General features: G+C 72.8%; 19 protein-coding genes. 5 read left to right on the top strand and 14 right to left on the bottom strand.

The window, feature by feature from the left end; genetic code table 11:
* Positions 1-56 precede the first annotated feature (56 nt).
* From ITJ40_RS01070 to ITJ40_RS01055, 4 genes are all read right to left on the bottom strand, one after another.
* Positions 57-950: a dihydrodipicolinate synthase family protein gene (locus ITJ40_RS01070; RefSeq protein ID WP_194666897.1), complete on the bottom strand. Its 894-nt coding sequence runs from the start codon at positions 948-950 to the stop codon at positions 57-59.
* Between the two features lie 95 nt (positions 951-1,045).
* The gene (locus ITJ40_RS01065; protein WP_194665217.1) at positions 1,046-2,041 is read right to left on the bottom strand and encodes an NAD(P)/FAD-dependent oxidoreductase; all 996 of its coding nucleotides are present in this window, start codon (positions 2,039-2,041) and stop codon (positions 1,046-1,048) included.
* A gap of 79 nt (positions 2,042-2,120) precedes the next feature.
* Positions 2,121-3,305, bottom strand: coding sequence for a glycosyltransferase (locus tag ITJ40_RS01060; RefSeq protein ID WP_194665215.1), 1,185 nt, complete (start codon positions 3,303-3,305; stop codon positions 2,121-2,123).
* 181 nt (positions 3,306-3,486) lie between these two features.
* Positions 3,487-4,560, bottom strand: a complete 1,074-nt coding sequence (locus ITJ40_RS01055) for a GTP-binding protein (RefSeq protein WP_194665213.1) — start codon at positions 4,558-4,560, stop codon at positions 3,487-3,489.
* 99 nt (positions 4,561-4,659) lie between these two features.
* On the opposite strand from ITJ40_RS01055, the gene ITJ40_RS01050 reads away from it, so the two are divergent.
* Positions 4,660-5,007, top strand: a complete 348-nt coding sequence (locus ITJ40_RS01050; RefSeq protein WP_194665211.1) for a histone-like nucleoid-structuring protein Lsr2 — start codon at positions 4,660-4,662, stop codon at positions 5,005-5,007.
* A gap of 68 nt (positions 5,008-5,075) precedes the next feature.
* On the opposite strand, the gene ITJ40_RS01045 is transcribed toward ITJ40_RS01050, so the two are convergent.
* The 3 genes from ITJ40_RS01045 to ITJ40_RS01035 form a co-directional block, all read right to left on the bottom strand.
* Positions 5,076-6,599, bottom strand: a complete 1,524-nt coding sequence (locus tag ITJ40_RS01045; protein WP_194665209.1) for an alpha-N-arabinofuranosidase — start codon at positions 6,597-6,599, stop codon at positions 5,076-5,078.
* Between the two features lie 195 nt (positions 6,600-6,794).
* Positions 6,795-8,033 (bottom strand): ATP-binding protein, encoded by a 1,239-nt coding sequence (locus tag ITJ40_RS01040; protein WP_194665207.1) that lies wholly within the window; start codon positions 8,031-8,033, stop codon positions 6,795-6,797.
* A gap of 78 nt (positions 8,034-8,111) precedes the next feature.
* Entirely contained in the window at positions 8,112-9,002 is an 891-nt protein-coding gene (locus tag ITJ40_RS01035) for a serine hydrolase (protein ID WP_194665205.1), read from the bottom strand.
* Between the two features lie 85 nt (positions 9,003-9,087).
* Here ITJ40_RS01035 and ITJ40_RS01030 point away from each other — a divergent pair, with 85 nt between their 5' ends.
* Positions 9,088-9,384, top strand: a complete 297-nt coding sequence (locus tag ITJ40_RS01030) for a hypothetical protein (RefSeq protein WP_194665203.1) — start codon at positions 9,088-9,090, stop codon at positions 9,382-9,384.
* On the opposite strand, the gene ITJ40_RS01025 is transcribed toward ITJ40_RS01030, so the two are convergent.
* From ITJ40_RS01025 to ITJ40_RS00995, 7 genes are all read right to left on the bottom strand, one after another.
* Positions 9,350-9,916, bottom strand: a complete 567-nt coding sequence (locus ITJ40_RS01025) for a GNAT family N-acetyltransferase (RefSeq protein WP_194665202.1) — start codon at positions 9,914-9,916, stop codon at positions 9,350-9,352. The genes ITJ40_RS01030 and ITJ40_RS01025 overlap by 35 nt on opposite strands.
* Positions 9,917-9,963: 47 nt before the next feature.
* Positions 9,964-10,362, bottom strand: coding sequence for an SRPBCC family protein (locus ITJ40_RS01020; RefSeq protein ID WP_194665200.1), 399 nt, complete (start codon positions 10,360-10,362; stop codon positions 9,964-9,966).
* Positions 10,359-10,907, bottom strand: coding sequence for a GNAT family N-acetyltransferase (locus tag ITJ40_RS01015; protein ID WP_194665198.1), 549 nt, complete (start codon positions 10,905-10,907; stop codon positions 10,359-10,361). The genes ITJ40_RS01020 and ITJ40_RS01015 overlap by 4 nt, the downstream gene beginning before the upstream one ends.
* Positions 10,908-11,015: 108 nt before the next feature.
* The gene (locus tag ITJ40_RS01010) at positions 11,016-13,394 is read right to left on the bottom strand and encodes a glycoside hydrolase family 3 N-terminal domain-containing protein (RefSeq protein WP_194665196.1); all 2,379 of its coding nucleotides are present in this window, start codon (positions 13,392-13,394) and stop codon (positions 11,016-11,018) included.
* Positions 13,391-14,296, bottom strand: a complete 906-nt coding sequence (locus tag ITJ40_RS01005; protein WP_194665194.1) for a carbohydrate ABC transporter permease — start codon at positions 14,294-14,296, stop codon at positions 13,391-13,393. Before ITJ40_RS01005 ends, ITJ40_RS01010 begins: the two co-directional genes overlap by 4 nt.
* Positions 14,293-15,318 (bottom strand): carbohydrate ABC transporter permease, encoded by a 1,026-nt coding sequence (locus tag ITJ40_RS01000; RefSeq protein WP_194665193.1) that lies wholly within the window; start codon positions 15,316-15,318, stop codon positions 14,293-14,295. The genes ITJ40_RS01005 and ITJ40_RS01000 overlap by 4 nt, the downstream gene beginning before the upstream one ends.
* A 10-nt stretch (positions 15,319-15,328) precedes the next feature.
* Positions 15,329-16,621 (bottom strand): extracellular solute-binding protein, encoded by a 1,293-nt coding sequence (locus tag ITJ40_RS00995; protein ID WP_194665191.1) that lies wholly within the window; start codon positions 16,619-16,621, stop codon positions 15,329-15,331.
* A gap of 224 nt (positions 16,622-16,845) precedes the next feature.
* Here ITJ40_RS00995 and ITJ40_RS00990 point away from each other — a divergent pair, with 224 nt between their 5' ends.
* The 3 genes from ITJ40_RS00990 (at position 16,846) to ITJ40_RS00980 (ending at position 19,820) form a co-directional block, all read left to right on the top strand.
* Entirely contained in the window at positions 16,846-17,856 is a 1,011-nt protein-coding gene (locus ITJ40_RS00990) for a LacI family DNA-binding transcriptional regulator (protein WP_194665189.1), read from the top strand.
* Positions 17,857-17,884: 28 nt separating this feature from the next.
* Positions 17,885-18,388, top strand: coding sequence for a tetratricopeptide repeat protein (locus tag ITJ40_RS00985; protein WP_194665187.1), 504 nt, complete (start codon positions 17,885-17,887; stop codon positions 18,386-18,388).
* 496 nt (positions 18,389-18,884) lie between these two features.
* Positions 18,885-19,820, top strand: coding sequence for a hypothetical protein (locus ITJ40_RS00980; RefSeq protein ID WP_194665185.1), 936 nt, complete (start codon positions 18,885-18,887; stop codon positions 19,818-19,820).
* Positions 19,821-20,026: the final 206 nt, after the last annotated feature.

Genomic DNA, 20,026 nt, shown 5'->3' with positions numbered 1-20,026 from the left:
GAGTCGTGCAGGCTCAAGTTTACTGCCGGATCCGGCTCAGCGCCACCGGGCGGAGGTCACTCCGCGAGGCGCAGGGTCTCCACGACGTCGGCGACGCGCGCTCGGGCGTCCGGCCCGAGGCCGCGGACGGGTCGCGGGAGCGGATCGTCGCCGACGAGGCCGAGGTGCGCGGCGATCGCGGCGACCACGCGGTAGCTGCCGTGGGCGGCGATCAGGTCCCACAGCGGCAGCAGCCGATCCGACTCCGCGCGTGCGCCCGCGTGATCGCCGGCCCGCGCTGCGCGGGTGATCGCCGACACCGGGCCGGGGAGGGTGCCGCCGACGGCGGAGTACCAGGCGTCGCAGCCCGCGATCATGCCGGCCGCGCCCCGCGCGTCTCCGGAGACGCCCACCGTGACCGAGTCGGGGATCCGGTCGCGGATCGCCCGCACGTGCGCGGCCGCCGCGTCGGGTTCGAGCGGGACGCCGGGGATCTTGAGGGACGCCACGTGCGGGAGCCGGGCGATGGCGGCGTAGAGGCCCGGCGTGAACCGCACGTGCGTGGTGCCCGGGTTGTCGTAGACGACGAGGGGCACGGACAGGGCGGCGGTGACGTCCTCGTACAGGCCGAGCACCTCGTCGTCCGTGAGCGCCTGGTACGTGACGGGCGCCAGGAGGACCGCGCGGGCGCCCGCCTCCTGCGCGTCCTCCGCGAGCGCCAGGACGTCGGCCGTCCGCAGCGCCCCGATGCCCACGACGACCGGCACGGGGCCCGCGTGCCGCACGGCGGCGACGGCGACGCGCCGCCGCTCCTCCCGGTCGAGGTACATGTAGGAGCCCGTCGACCCGAGCGCGGTGATGGAGTCGACCCCGGCGGCGGCCAGCCGCTCGACCAGACCGGCGTACGCGACCTCGTCGACGGCGCCGTCACGCAGCGGGGTGAAGGGGAAGGCGCTGTGACCCGTGAGCATGGCACGTCCGATCCGGTCGACGAGGAGGGGCATCCCGCCACGCCATCGACCCGGTGGCACGGGCCGGGCGGGCGACGGGCCGGGCGGGCGCCGGGCTAGGCGAGCGCCGGGATGCCCGCCACCGCCATCGCCACGTCCTCCGTGACCAGGTCGGCGTTCGCCATCGCGCCTGCCATCGTGCCGGCCGCCATCGCGACCGGCACGTTCGCGGAGGCGCTGGCGGCGTTGCCCGCGACGAGGAGGCCGGGGACGCTCGTGCGGCCCATCGGATCCACCGCGACGAACGGCCCCCAGGGCGTGCCCTCCGTCGCGGCGCCGAGCGCGCGGGCCATGCCGTCGCGGGGCGCGACGCCGGGCATCGCGAAGAGCGAGTCGAGCGGGAGGATCCGGCCGTCGGCGAGCTCCACGCCCTCCAGCGCGCCGCGTTCGCCGAGCACGCGGACGACCGCGGCCTCCTCGACGCGGATGCCGCGGGCGTCGATCCCCGCACGCGCGGCGGCGTCGATCGCGAGGGGCGCGCCCTCCGCCGTGCCGCCCGCGACGAGGAAGGTGATGTCGGCCGACCACTGCCGCAGCATCTGCACGTGGTGGAGGCTGCCGGGTCCGGTCGCGAGCACGCCGATGCGGCGGTCGCGCACCTCGTAGCCGTCGCAGTACGGGCAGACGACCACGCCCGCGCCCCAGTGCGCGGCGAGGCCGGGGATCTCGGGCAGGACGTCGGCGAGGCCGGTCGCGAGGATCACGCGGCGGGCCGTGACCTCGACGCCGCCGTCGAGGGTCACGCGGAAGCGCGGGCCGGCAGGGTCGTCGAGCGCGACGACCGCCTCCACCCGGCCGTCGACCACGACGCCGCCGTAGCCCTCGATCTCGCGGCGCCCCGCGGCGAGGAGCTGCCGCGGCGGCGTCCCGTCGTGGCCGAGCACGCCGTGCATGTGCGCGGCGACGGCGTTGCGGGGCTGGCCCGCGTCCACGACGAGCACGCTCCGGCGGGCCCGCGCGAGCATGAGCGCCGCGCTCGATCCCGCGACCCCGCCGCCGATGACGACCGCGTCCCACTCGCGCCCGCCGATGATCCCCTGTGCGATGTCCATGGGGACAGCCTCGACGCTCGCAGCGCCGGGCGCACGGCACCTTGCGGGATGCGCAAGACCGGTGCGCGCGCGATCCGCCTCAGCGCACGAGCGCCTCGATGCGCCGCACGACATCGGCGGGCGACGGCAGCGCCCGCATCTCCTCGGCCACCGCGGCGGCACCCGCGCGCGCGGACGCGTCGCCGAGCAGGTGCCGGATCCGCGCGGCGAGCTCCGCCGGCGTCGCCCGCGCGTCGAGCATCTCGCCCGCGCCCAGATCCCGCACCCGCTCGGAGTTCGGCAGGTGGTCGGCGCCGAGCGGCAGCATGAGCAAGGGCACGCCGTGGGAGAGCGCCTGCGTCATGGTGCCGGATCCCCCGTGCGTCACGACGAGGTCGACCGCGTCGAGCACGTCGTCCTGGGGCACGTACCGCTCGACGCGGACGCGGGGGCTGCCCGTGCGGAACCCCGCCGGGTCGATCTCGGGCCCCGTGGTGACGAGCGCGCGCACCGGCAGCGACTCGAGCGCCGCGATGATCCGCGGCAGGAGGTCGCCGGACGCCCGGTTGAAGACGGTGCCGAGCGTCGCGTAGACGCGGTGCGGCTCGTCACCGGCCTCGAGCCAGGCGACGGCGGGGTGGTCGCTGCGCGACGGCGGCGCGTCGGGCCGCATGCGCGTCATCGGGCCCCGGGCATCGCGATCGCCGCGGAGCGCGGGCGGGAACGGCACCACCGTGAGGGCGCCGTGCACCCCGCGCAGCTCCGGATCCGGCTCCAGGCCGGCCTCCGCCCGGAACGCCTGCATCGGCTCGCGGAACCGCTCGAGCCACGCGTCGGGCGCGGTCGCGAACGCCTCCACCACGACGCACGGGAGCCCGGAGAGCTCCGCCGCGACCATCGCCCCGAAGTCCTGCCCGTCGCAGATCACGACGTCCGCCGCCCACGCGGTGGCGATCCCGACGACGGCGTCGCGCGCCTCGCGGCCGCTGTCGCCGAGGAAGTACGGCGCGATGTTCGCCAGGAGGCCGGAGGAGGTGACGGGCGTGAGGATCCCGGTCTCCCCTTCTCCCCAGGCGGGGGTGGCCGTCGACGGCATCGTCGACACCTCGCGCGGATGGAGGTGGTCGAAGCCGGTCTGGTCGCGCACGACCGACCGCGCGCCGCAGAGGGCGGTCTCGTGACCGGCCGCCCGGGCCGCGCGCGCGAGGGGCAGCATCGGACCGAGGTGACCCCGGCCGCGGGCGAAGGAGAAGAGGATGCGCCGGGGCGCCTCGGTCGTGGACATGGGGAGTCAGCGCTCCTTCGGAGGTGGGCGGAGCCGGTGGGCCCGCGGGAGCCGGCGGCACCGGTGACGGCCGCCGAGCGGGAGCATCGACCATCGCACGCGCCACCCGCGCGCGACCGCGGCCCTCCCCAGGAGCCCCGCCGGGAGCCGGCCGCGCGCCTCGTGCCGCGCGGCCCCCGGCTCAGTGCCGGTGCTCGGTGCCCCAGACCGGGAACGGATCCGCGTAGCCGTGCCACGCATCCGGTCCCGCCACGAGCTCGTCGGCCCCGAGGAGGCAGGCCCCGAGGATCCCGTCGAGCAGGGCGCCGTCGAGGTGCTCGCCGACGAACGCGATCTCCTGGCCGGCGGGAGAGTCGGGGTCCCAGCTGCGCATGGCGGTCGGGTCGAGGCTGAGCACGTCGCCCGCGGTCGCCCAGGATCCGACGGTCGCGGGCCGGGTCGCGAGGCGCACCAGCCCGCGCGAGCGGACGATGCGGCCGACCGGGCCCGGCACGAGGTCGTGCGCGACGGCCGTGTGCAGGCGCCCGGGGTGGAACGGGCGCGGGTCGCGGAAGACGTGCACGCCCATCCCGTCGGCGGTCGTGGGCGCGGCCTCGCCCGCGAGCGCGACCTGCCAGCCCATGCCCGCGGCGAGCCGCCGGGCGCGCTGCCGCCCGATGCGGAGGGGCGTCGGCACGAGCGCGCGCCGGTCGGCCGTGGCGATCACGCGGGCATCCGGGGCCAGGTGCGCGAGCAGGGCGACGGCGCGGCGGGCGTCGGGGTCGGGATGATCGGCGTCCAGGTCGTCGAGCACCACGACGCTCGCGCACTCGAGCCGCCCGGCCAGCCGCTCGGCCGCGTCGAACGGGGTCGCGTCGGCGCGGCCCGGGTCGAGCAGCAGCTCGAGGATCTCCGCGACGGAGGAGACCGCGACCACGTCGAGGATGCCGATGTGCGTGGATCCGGGATGCCGCGCCTCGACCACGTGCTCCAGCACCAGCGCGACCTCGAGCGGATCCGCGGCCGGCTCGAGCGCCACGACCGCGAGCCCCGTGCGCCCGTCGTCGGCGTCCGCGATGAGGCCGTCGGCGATGTCCGCGCCGAGGTCGCCGCTGTCGCCGCCCGGTGCCTCGACCACGGCGGGCGGGGCCGAGGCGGGGGCGCCGACGGCGGCCGCCGCGACGCGCGCCGCGGCGTCGAGGTCGCTCGCGGAGACGAGGGTGACGGCGAGGCCGCCGCGGGTGACGGACGGACGGGCATCGCGGTGGGGATCCATCCGCCCAGCCTAGAAGAGAATCGTTCTCATCAACGCCGCGGGCGATGTCGTCGCGGCGACCTAGGCTGCCGGAGGGGATCGAGAGCCCGAGGAGGCGGCATGACCGACGACGTGGATCCGCGCGACGCCGAGCGCGACGCCACGACCGAGACGGTGCGCTTCGGCCTCGACGGCGACGTGCACGAGATCGACCTCGACCCCGCCGGCGCCCGCGCCCTCCGCGCCGCGCTCGCGCCGTACGTCGCGGCCGGGCGGCGCACGACCGTGACGATCACGCCGATCCACGACGAGCCCGCGCGCCCCGCAGCCGGCGCCGCCGGCTCCGCCCCGACCGGCGAGCGCGCCGCCGCCCGCGCGTGGCTCGAGGCGAACGGCCACCGGCTCGGCCCGGGCGGCCGCATCTCGGCCACGCTGATGACGCTCTACCGCGGGCGCGACGGGCGCTGACAGCGGACAGCACGACGCCCGCCGGCCGCGGGTGCGGCGCGACGGGCGCGTGATGGAGCGGGCGGCGGCTAGCCGAGCGACACGGCCGTCCACGACACGGGCGGCAGCGTGATCGTGAGGGTGCCGTCGGCGAGCGACGCCGACGAGTTCGCCGTGAGGCCCACGCGCTCGCGGTCCGCGAACGTGTTCTTCGCGTAGACGTCCTCGTCGTGGATCCCGACGGCCTCGAGCACCTCGGAGACGGCGAGGCCGGCGACGTCGATCTCGACCGTGAGCGCGTCCGACAAGCTGCGGTTCACGAGGAAGACCGCCGCGCGGCCGGTGGTCTCGTCGAAGGTCGCGACGGAGTCGACGAGCGGCGCGGTGCCGTGCACCTCGGTCTCGTACGTGCCCACGTCGATGCGCGGCTTCAGCACCTCGCCCTGCGCGAGACGGCTCGTGACCGAGAACGGGAAGAACGTGGTCTGGCGCCAGGCGCCGCCGCCGGTCTCCGTCATGATCGGCGCGATCACGTTCACGAGCTGCGCCAGGCTGGCCGACGTGACGCGGTCGCTGTGCTTGAGCAGCGTGATCATGAGGTTGCCGAGCACGACCGCATCCGCGACCGAGTAGACGTCCTCGAGCAGGTGGGGCGCGTAGGGCCAGCCCTCCGTGATGACGCCGGACTCCTGGTGCTCGTCGAGGTACCAGACGTTCCACTCGTCGAAGGAGATGTTGATGGTCTTGTCGCTCTTGCGGCGGTACTTGACCTGGTCGGCCGACGCGACGACCGTGCGGATGAAGTACTCCATGTCGAGCGACGAGGCGAGGAAGCTGCCGAGGTCGCCCTTGCGCTCCTGGTAGTAGGCGTGGGCGGAGATGAAGTCGACGTTGTCGTACGCGTGCTCGAGCACGATGCGCTCCCACTCGCCGAAGGTCGGCATGCCGGATCCGCTGCTGCCGCACGCGACGAGCTCGAGCGTCGGGTCCACCATCTTCATGGCGCCGGCGGTGCGGTTCGCGAGCTTGCCGTAGTCGTCGGCCGTCATGTGGCCGACCTGCCACGGGCCGTCCATCTCATTGCCGAGGCACCACATCTTGACGCCGTAGGGCTCCGGCGATCCGTTGGCGATGCGCTGGTCGGAGAGGGCGGTGCCGCCCGGGTGGTTGGCGTACTCGAGGATGTCGAGGGCCTCGAGCACGCCGCGCGTGCCGAGGTTGACGGCCATCATCAGCTCGCTGCCGGTGAGCTCGCACCAGCGCGCGAACTCGTCGAGGCCGACCTCGTTGGTCTCGAGCGAGTGCCAGGCGAGGTCGAGGCGCTTCGGGCGCTCGGCGCGCGGGCCGACGCCGTCCTCCCAGCGGTAGCCGGAGACGAAGTTGCCGCCGGGGTAGCGGATGGTGCTCGTGCCGAGCTCCTTGACGAGGTCGACGACGTCGCCGCGGAAGCCGTCGGCCGTGGCGGTGGGGTGGCCCGGCTCGTAGATGCCGTCGTACACGCAGCGGCCGAGGTGCTCGACGAACGAGCCGAAGGTGCGGCGGTTGACGGGGGCGACGACCGCGGTGCGGTCGATGGCGATCCGGGCGTCGGGTGCGGGGCGGGCGTCGGTCATGGAGTGGTCCTTCACTTCATCGGGAGCGGGGCCGATCGACGCCGGGCTAGCCGTGTGGATCCGAGCCGTTACAACGTTGTAAGCAACGTCCTCTCATTGTCCCGGGGGCGCGGGGGACGTGTCAACGCGGACGGCGGCGCGGCGTGCTCAGCCGTCTGATCCCTTCGTCATGGCGAGAGACGCCCCGTCCATGCCTCAGCCGATCCGCGGCCAAGTGCTGGTCAGATGCGCCTCGATGGCGCGGTGCCGGAAGCCGTAGGACGTGCCCCGGTCGATGATCCCACGCACGGTGTCGAGGCGCTGCGCGGTGGTGCCGACCTCCGCCGCCCTCGACCGGCCCATCTGCTTCGCGATGCGGGTGAGCGTGCGCTCTCCGGCAGGCAGAGCGGCCATCGCCTCGATGAAGGATCGCTCCCGTGGTGGCAGCCGCTCGAGGATCCGCTCCACGTGCGCGGCCGCCTCGCGCTCCGCGCCGCGCCAGCCCGCGTGGACCTCGTCTCGGGTGATCGTCGGCCCCGATCCGGCGTACCAGGCGCGCTCCCCCGCCAGCTGGAAGAGGAACGGCTCCCCGCGGCACAGGTCGACGATCGCGGCGGCAGCGTCCTGGTCCATGCGGACGCGGCGGGTGCGGCCGGAGCCGTCCGTGACCTCCCAGCCCGGCACGACGAAGTCCTGCAGCGCTGCGCGGATGTCGTCGTCGTCGATCGCGGTCAGCACGGTGGTGCGGAAGCGCCGGGCGAAGGTCGCGCCCTTGTGGGCGCCAGCACGGTCCTCGAAGTCCGGCAGGCCCGTGAGGTACACCGCGATGGGTAGGGACCGGCGCACGTGGGCACCCCCGGGGATCGTCACCTCCTCTTCGTGCGTGAGGGCGTCCCCGAGGGCGATCAGCAGCTGCGAGAGCGTCTGCTCATCCGTGATGTTCTGCACCTCGTCGACGTGGACGAGAGCCACCCGGTCGTGCCGCACGGCCGCCCGCCCGACCTCGACGAGCAGCACGGTCAGCGCCGTGTAGGGCTCGGGGCCGCTCTGCTCGGATCCATTCACTGTCAGCGACAGCCCGGCAGCCGCGACCGTCTCCACCCGCGCGATGGCCTCCTTGATCCGCTTCTCACGCACGGAGGGCAGGCCCGCGGCGCGTGCGAGCTCCAGCACCGCAGCCGCGACGGGCTTCAGCGGATCGGCGCCGAGGGGGATCCGGAGCTGCGGCGTGACCCAGTCCCCATCGTCGGCGGCGGCCTGCGCGATGCGCCGCACGAGGGAGGACTTGCCGAGCCCGGGTTCGCCGAGCACGGTGCGGCCGCGCTCGGGCAGGCCGCGGATGAGCCGGGGGCGGACCACGTCTCGCCAGTCGCTCAGCTGCTCGGTGCGCCCCGCCCAGATCTCGGGAACCGTGTCGGAGCCGGGGCTGAAGGGGTTGTCGGTCGCGTCACGCATGTTGGTAATGTTACCAATCCTGGGACGCGTTGGTAATGTTATCAACCGACGGCGGCGGGCCGCCGAGATGGCGGCCGGTCAGCCCGCGGCGGCCGCCGCCACCGACTCCACCGCCAGCTCCGCGAGCCGGTGGTCGCGCTCCTCCTCGTGGGCCGTGATGGTGACGACCGCGTCGCGGGATCCGTCGACCAGCACGTACTGGCCGTAGCGGCCGTCGAGGCGCCAGGCGTCGCCGGGGCCGTCCCAGGTCGCGATGCCGTAGCGGGCGAAGGGCGCGGAGGGGTCGTCGGCGCCGGTCGGGACCCAGGATCCGTGCATCCGGTCGACCCACTCCGCGCTCACGAGCTGCCGACCCTCCCATGCGCCGCGGTCGCGGAGCAGCCGGCCGATGCGCGCGAGCTCGCCGGTGCGGAGCTCCAGGCCGCTGCCGCCCACGATGAAGCCGAGCGGGCAGCGGTGCCACTGCGGGTTCTCGATGCCGAGCGGCGCGAAGAGGCGCGGGAGGAGCCAGTCGCGGACGTCGCCGACCGTCGCGGCGAGCATCCGCATCGCGACGTAGGGGCTGGCGTCGCTGTACTGGAAGACGCGGCCGCGGGTCGGGAGCCCGAGCATCGCCTGCGCGAGGTCGGATCCAGGGACGGGCTCGTCGCCGAACCACGCGAAGTCGACGCCGCTCGTCATGGTGAGGAGGTGCTCGACGGTGACCTCGTCGACGCCTGTGCCGAGGTCGAGATCCGGGAGAAGCTCGGGCACGCGGGTGTCGAGCGCGAGGATCCCCTCGTCCACGGCCATGCCGACGGCGAGCGCGACCACGCCCTTCGACACCGAGTAGAGGTTCTCGCGGTCGTCGCTGCGCCAGCGGTGCGCGGCCTCATCGTCACCGATCCGCACGACCGCGCCGTACGCGCCCAGCCGCTCGCGGTCGACGCCCGCGACGAGGCGGGCGAGGGCGTCGGCGGCGGTGCTCATGGATCCAGTGTGGCGCGGCATCCGGGTCTTCCGCAGGCGGGGGAACCGTGCGAGGGTGGCGGCTCGGCACACGGCAGGGGACGGCATGAGGCTCGCGACGCGGATCACGATCGGGGTGCTGACGGTGGAGCTCGCCGTGATGGCGGCGCTGCTGCTCCTCGCCGACCGGTGGGAGGACATGGGCTGGCCGGCGCTCGGGATGGAGCACCCGCTGATCGCGCTCGGCTTCCTGCTGCCGCCGCTCATCGTGCTGACGGCGGTCGCGCTCGTGCTGCTGGCGGCGACGCGGATCCTCGTGGCGGAGGTCGGGGCGTGGCGAGCCCGTCGCGCGCCCGTCGCGGACGGGGTCAGCGCATCGTCGCGTCCCGCTGCGCGTCGCTGAGGGCGCGGTCGGCGAAGACGAGGCGCATCACCTCGGGGTCGGCGTTGCCGGGATCCGGCCCGCGATGCACGAGCGCGAGACCCGCCTTCTCCGCCACGGCGGCCGACGCGCGGTTGTGGGCGACGAGGTACGCGACGACGGGCAGGTCGGGGCGGAGGATCCGCGCCCGCGCGATCGCCCGCGCCGCCATCTCCGTCGCGTAGCCGCGGCCGTGCACGGCGGGCGCGAAGCGGTAGCCGAGGTTCCAGAAGGCGTCGTGCGCGATGCCGCAGCCGCCGAACCCGACGACCGCGTCGGCGTCCCGCTCGCGCACGATCCACGTGCCGAGGCCGTCGCGCTCCCAGGCCTCGACGCGCGTGCGGAGGAAGCGGTCGGTCTGGGCCGGATCCGTCACGCGCAGCGACGGGTAGTGGGTCCAGACGGCGGGGTCGGAGAGGATCGCGTGGACCTCGGCGGCGTCATCGGGTGACGGGCGGTGGAGGTCGAGCCGGGCCGTGCGGTCGTCGGGGTCGGCGAGGCGGGCGGACGGCATGCGTCGACGGTAGCGGGAGGGACCGGCAGCCCGGGTCGGCGGCCCGCTCAGCCGCGGGCCACCAGCGCCGCGAGCCGGTCGAGGTCCGCCGCGACGAGCGCCGCGTCCTCCGCGAAGGACACGTCGGTCATGCCCGGCCGTCGGAACAGCGTGAACACGACCTCGCTGCCGGCGTCGTTCGGGAGGACCCACAGCGGATTGCGGACCACCGTGCCGTCGGGGAGCGTCACGTCGTGGTCGAGGATCCCGAGCTCGCGCGGGCCCGTGAACGCGATCTCGATCGCGCCCAGCGGCGAGTCCGACAGCCAGCGCCCGCCCTCGAGCCGGATCCCCGAGCTGACGCCCGCCGCCCACTCGGGCAGCCGCGCGGGATCCCCGGCGACGGCCACGACGGAGGCCACGTCGGCGTCGACGGAGCGGGTGATGTGCAGCGCGGGCCAGGTCACGCTCCGACGCTACCGGGCAGCGGCATCACCTCGGGAGGCGGATCCGTCGCGAGCCGCGCGTGCATCTCCACGTCGAAGCGCTCGTCGCCGTAGCGGAGCTTGGCGCGCTCGATCCCCTCGGCGGCGAACCCGGCGCGCGTCGCGACCCCGCACGACGCCGGGTTGTTCACGCGGTGCCCCAGCTCGAGGCGGAAGAGGCCGTCGGCGAACGCCCACGCCGCCGCGCCCGCCAGTGCCCGGGTCGCGAGGCCGCGGCCCCGGCCGGATCCCGCCAACCAGTAGTGCAGCCACGCGGTGTCGTGCCGGCGGTCGATCGCCGAGACGCCGACGCTGCCCACCGCGACGCCGTCGTCGACGATCGCCCAGACGCGGTGCGCGTCGTCGGCGGCGAGCGGGCCCGCGATGTGGGCCTCGGCGGCCGCGATGGTCGACAGGTCGGCACCGCCCAGCTGGCTCACGAGGTCCGGAGTGGTGAGGAACGCGTCGCGGAGGGCGCCGGCGTCGGACGCGGTCCAGGGGCGGAGGCGGGGGCGGGGGCCGGGCATGCCCCCACCCTGCCAGTGGGCGCCCCGCCTCAGCAGCAGATCCCGCACGACGGAGCCCGGCCGCCGCGCGTCGAGGGCGCGGCGTCCGGGGCTCCGGTCGTACGGGGATCAGCTCGGCTCGAGCACCCGCTCCGGCACGGTGGACGCGTCCGCGGCGACCCCGACGCGCTCGACCGAGGTGCCGACGTACCGCTCGTCGGCGATGGTGACGTGATGCGCGGATCCGGTGATCGCGATCGCCGCCTCCGTCTCCTTCTCGGCGCTCGACGGACCGACCCAGAGCTCGACCGCACCCGGCTCGACGATGCGGCGGTACCGCAGGTCGGTGAGGGCGAGGCGCGTCGTGGGAACCCGGAACGTGACCTCCGCCGACTCCCCGGCGGCGAGGTCCAGGCGCAGATAGCCGAGCAGCTGCGCGACGGGTCGCGTGACGCTGCCCTGCACGTCGCGCGCGTAGAGCTGCACGACGTCGGTGCCGTCGCGGTCGCCCGTGTTGCGGACGACGACGGTCGCGGTGAAGGCCTCGCCGGCCGTGACCTCCGACGATGCCACGGACAGCGCGCTCCGCTCGAAGGTCGTGTACGACAGCCCGTGCCCGAACGGCAGCACGGGCGTGGGATCCGCGCTCGTCACCTCGCTCGGCCCCCCGAGGATCGGGTGCAGGTACGAGAACGGCTGCGCGCCCGCGGACCTCGGGAGCGACACCGGCAGGCGGCCCGACGGCGACACCCGGCCGGAGAGGACGCCCGCGATCGCGGATCCGCCCTCCTCGCCCGGGAAGAACGCCTGCAGCACGGCGGCCGGAGCGGTCTCGCCCTCCAACGCCCACGCCACCGCGTACGGCCGGCCGGTGAGCAGCACCACGACCACGGGGGTCCCGGTGGCGCGCACGGCCTCGACCAGCTCGCGCTGGACGCCGGGCAGCTCGAGGCTCTCGACGTCGTTGCCCTCGCCGACCGTGCCGCGGCCGAACAGGCCCGCCCGGTCGCCGACGACCACGACCGCGAGGTCGGATCCGCGTGCCGCCTCGACCGCGGCGTCGAAGCCCGAGCGGTCGTCGCCCTCGACCTCGGCGCCCGCCACGAGCACCAGCTCGCTGTCGGGCAGCTCGACGCGCAGCGCCTCGGCGACGGTCGGGATCGCGAACCCGAGCGGGGTGCCCGGGTGGTGCGCGAGCACGTGGTTGGCGAACGAGTAGCAGCCCATGAGCGCCTCGGCGCTGTCGGCGTTGGGGCCGATGAGCGCGATCCGTCCAGGAGCGGTCCGGTCGCCGCCCGCGAGCGGCAGCGTGCCGTCGTTGGCGAGCAGCACCACGGACTCCTCCGCGAGCCGGCGCGCGACGTCCCGGTGGGCCGGGGTGTCGAGGTCGATCTCGGTGGGCGGATCCTCGAAGGTCGCGTCGAGCAGCCCCAGCTCCTCCTTCTCGTCGAGCACGCGGAGCACCGCGCGGTCGACGAGCGACTCGTCGGCGAGCCCGGCGCGGATCCGCTCCGCCAGCGGCGCGAGGTACGCGTCGCCCGTGGGCAGCTCCACGTCGATGCCGGCGGCGAGCGCGAGCTCGGCCGCCTCGCCGCGGTCGCCCGCGACGGCGTGCATCACCTGGAGGAACGCGACGGAGAAGTAGTCGGAGACCACGACGCCGTCGAAGCCCCAGCGGCCGCGGAGCACGTCGGTGAGGTACTCGGGCGTCGCGCCGACGGGCGCGCCGTCGATCTCCGCGTACGAGTTCATGACCGAGCGCACCTCGCCGTCGAGCACCGCCATCTCGAAGGGCGGCAGCAGCACGTCCTCCACGAAGCGCGGGCCCACGTGCGCGGGCGCGTGGTTGCGTCCCGACTGCGAGACCGAGTAGCCGACGAAGTGCTTGAGCGTGGCGTGGATCCCGGCCGACTGCAGTCCCTTCACGTACGCCGTGCCGATGGTGCCGACCACGTACGGGTCCTCGGCGATGCACTCGTCGACGCGGCCCCAGCGGGCGTCGCGGATCACGTCGAGCACGGGCGCGAGGCCCTGGTGCACGCCGAGCTCCTTCATCGACCCGCCGATGAGGCCGGCCATCTCCTCCACGAGACCCGGGTCGAAGGACGCGCCCCACGCGAGCGGCGTCGGGAAGGTCGCGGCCTGCCACGCGGCGAGCCCGGTGAGGCACTCCTCGTGCACGAGCGCCGGGATCCCGAGCCGCGTCTCCGTCTGCAGCCGCCTCTGCTCGGCCCACAGCCACGACGCGCGCTCGACGGGATCCACGGGACGCGTGCCGTACACGCGGGTGAGGTGCCCGAGGCCGTGCTCGGTCGCCTCCTCGTACTTGCCGGTCGTGGCCATCTCGCCCTGCATGGGCGCGACGACCTCGCCGCCCTGGTCGACCCAGTAGCCGACGATCTGCGCGAGCTTCTCCTCGAGGGTCATGCGCGCATGCAGCTCGCGCACGCGCGCCGACACCTCGGGGAGCGCGACGGCGCCGGGCGCCGGCGCCTCCGCCCCGGTCACCCCTTCACCGCGCCGGTGAGCCCGCCGACGATGCGGCGCTCGAAGATCGAGAAGAAGATGAGCGCGGGGATCATCGACAGCGACGTGAACGCGAGCACCTTCGCCGTGTCGACGGAGTACTGCGACGAGAACGACTGCACGCCGAGCGGCAGCGTGTAGTTCGACGCGTCGCTCAGGAGGAACAGCGGGAGCAGGTAGCTGTTCCAGCTGCCGATGAACGCGAGGATGCCCACCGTGATGACGCCCGGCATCGACAGCCGCACGACCATGCGGAAGAAGAACCCGATGCGGCTGCACCCGTCGATGAACGCGGCCTCCTGGATCTCGTCCGGGATGGCCCGCAGGAACGGCACCAGGATGATGATCGTCGTCGGGAGCGCGAACGCGATCTGCGGGAGGATGATCCCCGGCAGCGAGTTCGTGAGGCCCAGCGAGCGGATCACGATGTAGAGCGGCGTGATCGCCACGGTGATCGGGAACATGAGCCCCGACGCGAACAGCGCGTAGAGCGCTCCCCGGCCGACGAACGTGTAGCGCGCCAGCACGTAGCTCGCCATGAGGCCGAGCACGACCGCGCCGACCGTGGTGCCCACGGCCGCGATGACCGAGTTGCCCACCTGCCGCCAGAACATCGAGCCCCCGAGCACGTCGAGGTAGTTCTGGATCTGGAACGGCGACGGGAAGCCCGCCGGGTCGGTCGTGATCTGCGCGTTCGTGCGGAACCCGCCCAGGATGATGTACGCCACCGGCGTCAGCATCAGGGCGATCAGCACGACCGCGACGAGGTACGGGATGGGGTTGTTGCCCTGGCCGGGCGCCTTCGCCCGCGTGGGCTTCGGCGTCTTGGCCGAGGAGGTGGGATCCAGGTCCGCGTCGCGCGGAGCCGCGGTGATGGTGCTCACTTCTTCTTCCTTCCCGCACCCGTGAGGGCGCCGGCGGTGTCGCGGTTGAGCACGAATCGCTGGTAGACGAGCGCGACGACCAGGGAGATGAGGAACAGCACCACGGCGACGGCGTTGCCGTACCCGTAGTTGCCGGATCCGCGTCCGTTGGCCACGAGGTACGTGGCCATGGTCGAGGTGCCCGCGGTGGCCGAGATGTACTGGCCCCAGATGATGTAGACGAGGTCGAACAGCTGCAGCGAGCCGATGATCGACAGGAACGCCCAGATGCGCAGCGTCGGCGCGAGCAGCGGCAGCGTGATGCGCCGCTGGATCTGCCAGTACGACGCGCCGTCGATGGCGGCCGCCTCGGAGAGCTCCTCGGGGATGCCCTGGAGGCCGGCGAGGAAGAGGATCACCGCGAAGCCGATGTACTTCCACGTGATGATCGTCATCAGTGACCAGATGGCGATGTCGGGGTTCGCGAGCCAGTCCTGCTGGAGGTCGGCCAGGCCGATGTTCGCGAGGAAGCCGTTGAGCGCGCCGGAGCCCTGGAGCATGAGGCTCCAGCCGGTGCCGACGACGACCTCGGAGATCACGTACGGCACGAAGATGAGCACGCGGATGATCGACTGGCCGCGCAGCTTCCGGTTCAGCAGGAGCGCCACGAGGATCGCGACCGGGCCCTGGAGCACGAGCGACAGCACCACGATCACGGCGTTGTGCATCAGCGCCTCGTGGAACGTGGGGTCCTGGAGGATCGTGATGTAGTTGCGGAAGCCCACGAACACCGTGGGCGGGCCGAAGCCCTGCCAGCTGAAGAAGCCGTAGTAGGCCGCCATCACCACGGGGTAGATGACGAAGCCGAGGAAGAAGAGGAGGGCCGGGCCGACGAGGATCAGGACCTCGAGGCGACCGGACCAGCCGAGGCCGCGGCGTCGCGCACGAACCGCCGAGGGCGGCGTCGTCGCGACGCCGCCCTCGGGGTGTGCAGGATCAGCCGCGGGACGCTGCTCGTCGAGCGAGCTCTCGCGGAGTGCCATGTCGGTGCGCCTAGGCCTTCTTGGCCGCGTCGGAGACGGTCTGGATGAGCTTCTCCGGGCTGCCGCCGCCCGCCATGAGGTCGACCACGCCGACGTTCATCGCGTTGCCGACGTTCAGGCCGTAGACGGTGTCGAGCCACTGCGACACGTAGGGCGCGTCGTTGTAGGCCTTGATGATCTCCTGCAGGTACGGCTCGGTGACCGCGCTCTGCGCCTCGGTGTTCACGGGCGGGGCGTTGAAGGCCGCGTAGTACTCCTTCTGCACGTCGGCGGTGCCGATGTAGTTGAGGAAGTCGACGCACACCTTGGGCGCGTCCGCCTTGCAGGAGTAGCCGTCGATGCCGCCCATCATGGAGCCGGGCTGCCCCTGTCCGCCGGAGATCTCCGGGAAGGGGAACCAGGACAGGTCGGCCAGCGGCTTCGAATCCGGGGTCAGGCCCGCGATGACTCCCGGGTCCCAGGCGCCCATGAGCTCCATGGCCGCCTGGTGGTTGGCGATGAGGCCGGCGGAGCTGCCCGCGCCCTGCTGCGCCGCGGTGGTGAGGAAGCCGTCGTTGAAGGGGTTCGTGCCCACGAGGTCCTGGACGTCCTGGCCCGCCTTGATCCAGCAGTCGTCGCTGAAGTCCTTGTCCTTGGCGGCCTGCTCGAGCGTCGCGGAGCTGCACTCGCGGAGCGCGAAGTTGAAGAACCAGTGCGCGGCGGGCCACGCGTCCTTCGCGCCGAGCGCGATGGGGGCGACGCCCGTGGCCTTGAGCTTCTCGACGTCCGCGTTCAGCTCGTCCATCGTCTTCGGCGTCTCCGTGATGCCGGCCGCCGTGAAGAGGTCCTGGCTGTAGAAGATGCCGCTGGGGAGCACGGCGACGGGCATGGCGTACGCCTTGCCGTCGATGGAGTTCGCGTCGAACGCGCTCTGGGCGATCCCGGCCTTCACGTCGGCGGAGATGCCGTCGGTGATGTCCATGATCTGCCCCGCCGCGACCGTGGCCGCGAGCTTGCCGCCGCCGCGCTGCAGGAAGATGTCGGGCGCGTCGCCCGAGTTGAGCGCGGTCTGGAGCTTGCCGTCGAGGTCCTCGTTCTGGATCGACGTGGGCGTGACCGTGACGCCGGGGTGGGACGCGTTGAAGTCGGCCGTCGTCTTGTCCCAGAACGCCTTGCCCGGGCCGGTGGTGGAGTTGTGCCACAGCGTCATCTCGACGGGGCCGCCGTCGTCGCCGTTGCCGGAACCGCTGCCGCTGCAGCCGGCGAGGGCGAGGGCCCCCACGAGCAGGGCCGCGGATCCCGTGAGGATCTTCCGTGCCTTCATGTCGTTCTACCTGTCTCTTCTTTGAGCGCACCCTGGCGGGTGTCGGGGGTGGACGTGCACGAGCCGCGTGCCTGGCGCTGTGGGGTGCGACTCGAACCGGTCCCGTGTCGCGTCATCGCGTCGTCGCGTCGTCGTGACGGGGGCCGGTCGGGCCAGTCTCGGTCGCGCTCCGGGCTTCGTCAAACGTTTTCGAAATCCTTTTCTCCGGGCGTAGGGTGCGGTCCATGTCCCGCCGCCCCACCATCCACGACGTCGCCGCGGCCGCCGGCGTCTCGGTGTCCACCGTCTCCAAGGCGGTCAACGGGCGATACGGGATCTCGGCCGAGACGTCGAGCCGCGTGATGGAGGTCGTCGAGCGCCTGGGCTACGAGTCGAGCCTCGTGGCGAGCAGCATGCGCTCCCATCGCACGGGCGTGATCGGCGTGCTGGTGGCGGGCTTCGAGCCGTTCAGCGCGGAGATCCTCAAGGGCGTGGGCGCGGCCCTCCGGAGCTCGCGCTACGACCTCCTGGCCTACAGCGGATCCCGGCAGGTGGACAACACGGGCTGGGAGCGCCGGTCGCTCAGCCGGTTGAGCGGCACCCTCATCGACGGCGCGATCATGGTGACGCCCACGGTCGTGACGGCGCAGACCGAGATCCCCGTCGTGTCCATCGACCCGCACACCGGGCCCGCCGACCTGCCGAGCGTCGAGTCCGACAGCCTGGGCGGCGCGCTCCAGGCGACGCGGCACCTGCTCGAGCTCGGGCACCGGCGGATCGGGTTCCTCGCGGGCCGCCCCGACCTCCGCTCCGCGAGCCTGCGCGAGGCCGGCTACCGGCGCGCCCTGCAGGACGCCGGGATCGCGTTCGACCCGGCGCTCGTGCGCGCGGGACTGTTCCTCACGGCAGCCGCGCGGGAGCCGGCGCGCGGCCTGCTGTCGATGCCGGACCGGCCGACCGCGATCTTCGCCGCCAACGACCTCTCGGGCATCGCGATCCTGCAGGTGGCGGCCGAGCTCGGGATCCGCGTGCCCGAGGACCTCTCCGTCATCGGCTTCGACGACATCCCGGAGGCCTCGCAGATGACGCCGCCGCTCACCACGATCCGCCAGCCGATGCAGCGCCTCGGCACCACCGCGGTGGATCTGCTCATGTCGCTGATGGCGGGCACCGAGCCGGAGGCGATGCGCGTGCAGCTGCCGACGCGGCTCGTGCGCCGGGCGACGACGGGGCCGCCGCCCGCACGCCGCCGCTGACCCGCGGTCGCCCTGCCAGGCTGGGCGCATGGATCACCACGACGACTGGGACGCCCGGGTAGCCGCCTTCTGGGCGGGCGCCGACGACGAGCGCGCGGACGAGACCGTCGCCGGGATGCGCGCGCTGGTCGCCGAGCGTCCGGCCGACGATCCGCGGGCGCTCTACGAGCTGGCCAGCGCGCACGACTTCGTGGGCCGCGAGGCGGAGGCCGTGCCGCTGTACCGCGCGGCGATCGCCGGCGGGCTGGACGCGGAGCACCGGCCGTTCGCGGTGATCCAGCTCGCGAGCTCCCTGCGCAACGTCGGCGAGGCGGCCGAGGCGGTCGCGCTGCTCGAGGCCCTGCCCGACGACGCGCACGCCCCCGGCCGCGATGCCTTCCTCGCGCTCGCGCTGCACGACGCCGGACGCCCGACGGAGGCGCTGGCCGTGGCGCTGCGCCGGCTCGCGCCGACGCTGCCCGAGTACGGGTGCGCAGTTGCCGCGTACGCGGAGGAGCTCGGGGAGAGGCCGACAGCCGCCGCGGGCTGCTAGGCGCTAGGACCCGGACGTCAGCCCCCTTCGCGCGGCCCGAACGCCGCCTTCACCTCAGCATCACTCGAGGCGGATCACGGCTTCATCGCTCGAGGCCGCTCAGGGCCGCCTCTGCCACCAGTGTCTTCTCCGTGCGACCTTCTCGTACGGCGGCAGCGGGGTCGCGTGCCCGTCGAAGGCATCTGGTCGAGCACCCCTGCTGTCATCGGGAGCACGGCCACTCTCGGCTCGCTGACGCCGCGCCTGCGCTTCCGCCAGGGCGGCCGAGAGTCGTCCATTGAATCCCATCACGTCATCGCTCCTCACTCATCGGCCTAATTCCCCACGCACAGATATTGCGCACGGGACCTCGGCATCTCCTCCTACGAGGACATTGCCCGCTCATGGCGGGTCTCCATCTTGCCGCTGACCACCAGCGGCAATGCCGCGACAGCGTCGTGTTTCGTTCTGTTACTTCGCCTGCTTCGAATGTGGGATCGTTCCGGCGAGATGAACCATGAAGTTCTCTTCCAAAAGAGACACCAACGAAAGGAACCATCTGATGAAAAGAAAGCAAATCGCCATAGCATCATTTGTATCCCCTACTGCGTTGGCGATGACTGTCGCGACGCCAGCGCAAGCTGCGACCGCGACCTTCTTCGACGGAAGTGCGGCTCCTGATGTCATCTATACAGAGGGGACAGTGCATCAAAGCCGCACCGGGATCACGGCAGGATTCACCGAGGAGACGATAACCGGGTTGGCTAACATACAAGTATGGCTCGGCACAGCCACTACGAATGCCTGGAGCTATGAGGCCACGATCTACGACACCCGGAACTACCGGAAGGGTGCGTTCAAGTGGAAGTCGCCAGGGGAGACCGCCAGCCATAACGCCAAGGCCGCTGCCTTGGATGTAGGACGGATCCGCAGTGATGTCATCGAAGAATCCACAGCCACTGAGGGCCGCGTCGAAAACACTGTCGTCCCGAACTCCGCCTTACTGCATGTTGCTTCCGCGTCGAATCTCTCGAAGGATGACCTGGTCGCAATCGGTCAGTATGAAGGAGTGCAGCTATGGAGGGCGTCTAACGCTTCAGACACTTTCCTATTCACCTCCGGCGGCTCCGAGGAGGACTACGTCACATCCGCCCGGGCGTCTAACAGCAGCTTCTCTCAGCGCGCGATCTCCGTCCGAAACAGCATCCCAGAAGCGGATGGCGCCGTCGAGACTCATCAATTCATCCTCACGGACGACGCACACGAGGCGGATATCGCGTCCGTCGATGGCCTGCGCAACATCGGACATGACCTGTTCGTTGACACCAGAGTCGGCGAGCGCGCAGAAGATCAGATCACCACCTTCGGCGCAGCAGGCACCCGCCCGACGAGCGAATCCGATGAGGCACGTGAGCCCGCCAGCTATGCGCTTGCGCTTTCCGGTGGGCAGTGATCCTCTGCCGGCGAATGCCTGACTGACGTCCACACGCCCCGGGATGGTCTGGACTCTCCCAGCTCGACGACCAAGGGAGGCGCAGCCGCCGTCACGACGACTGCGCCCTCCCGGCCTCCGCTCGTGAATGCGACTCGCCTTTCACGCAGAACGAAATTTATGGCGCGACGCGGCACTACGGCCGGTCTAGCTGCACGTCAGCGCGA

Origin of the sequence: Clavibacter sp. VKM Ac-2872, from assembly GCF_015351105.1 — a bacterium.
GTDB lineage: Bacteria > Actinomycetota > Actinomycetes > Actinomycetales > Microbacteriaceae > Clavibacter.
This window is presented reverse-complemented; position numbering and strand designations above follow the sequence as displayed.